Annotated in this window: 2 protein-coding genes; one reads left to right on the top strand and one right to left on the bottom strand. The window is 70.9% G+C overall.

Annotated features, from left to right (window positions below):
• A partial coding sequence (locus AC27VN_RS41885) for an arginase family protein (protein ID WP_490880575.1) occupies window positions 1-539 on the top strand: 539 nt, incomplete at its 5' end.
• Here the strand turns inward: AC27VN_RS41885 and cadR are convergent.
• The gene (gene cadR, locus AC27VN_RS41880) at window positions 536-1000 is read right to left on the bottom strand and encodes a Cd(II)/Pb(II)-responsive transcriptional regulator (RefSeq protein WP_208510003.1); all 465 of its coding nucleotides are present in this window, start codon (window positions 998-1000) and stop codon (window positions 536-538) included. The genes AC27VN_RS41885 and cadR overlap by 4 nt on opposite strands.
• Window positions 1001-1202 lie beyond the last annotated feature (202 nt).

Below are 1202 nucleotides of genomic sequence, written 5' to 3'. Positions count from 1 at the left end.
GCGCCGGCGGCTTCTGCTACCTGAACAACGCGGCCATCGCGGCGCAGGCGCTGCGCGCGAAGCATGCGCGCGTGGCGGTGCTCGACACCGACATGCACCACGGCCAGGGCGTGCAGGAGATCTTCTACGAGCGCGCCGACGTGCTCTATGTCTCGATCCACGGCGACCCGACCAACTTCTACCCGGTGGTCGCGGGCCACGAGGACGAGTGCGGCGTCGGTGCCGGCCTGGGCTTCAACCTCAACCTGCCGATGCCCCATGGCGCCAGCGAGGCGCTGTTCTTCGACCGGCTCGACGCCGCGGCCCGCGCGCTGCGGCGCTACCAGCCCGATGCGCTGGTGCTGGCGCTGGGCTTCGACATCTACCATGAGGACCCGCAGTCGCGCGTCGCGGTGACCACGCCGGGCTTCGCCCGCCTGGGCGAGGCGATCGGCGGGTTGAAGCTGCCGACCCTGATCGTGCAGGAAGGCGGCTACCACCTCGACAGCCTCGAACGGAACGCGGCCGCGTTCTTCGGGGGCTTCGCGCGCGAGCGCTAGCGCCGCGCGGGCGCGTGCAGCGCGCCGTGCACGTGGCCCGCGTGCTGGCCGAAGCCCTCGGGCTCGAGCGCGACCGCGTCGAGCTCCTGGATGATCCCGCAGGGCTGGGCCGAATCGGCGCCGCCGCATTGCCGGCGCAGCGCCTTCAACTGCTTCTCGAGCGTGCGCAGCTCGGCGATGCGCGCCGCCACGTGGCCGATGTGGTCGTCGAGCAGCTGGTTGACCTCGCCGCAGTCCTCCTGCGGCGCATCGCGGAATTTCAGCAGGCTGCGGATCTCGTCGAGCGTCATGTCGAGCGAGCGGCAGCGGCGCACGAAGCCCAGGCGCTGCGCGTGGTCCTCGCCGTAGATGCGGTAGTTGCCCTCGGTGCGCGCGGGCGCGGGCAGCAGGCCTTCGCGCTCGTAGTAGCGGATGGTCTCGACGGGCGTGTTCGCGGCCTTGGCCAGATCACCGATTTTCATGATGCGGCAGATGGAAGGCTGGCGGGCGGGCCGGGCCGTGGTGGCCGGCGAAGCCCCGCCAGCGGGTGGGGGAACTGCGTTTGACTCTACACCTGCTTCAGGGTTTTCAATCGAGCCCATGACGAACCAGAACACGCTCGACAGGGATATTCGGGGGGGCACGGCGCCCGCCGACGCGCACGGCCACGACCATGGCCACGCG

This window comes from Variovorax sp. 20P10.2.4, assembly GCF_058244205.1.
This window is presented reverse-complemented; position numbering and strand designations above follow the sequence as displayed.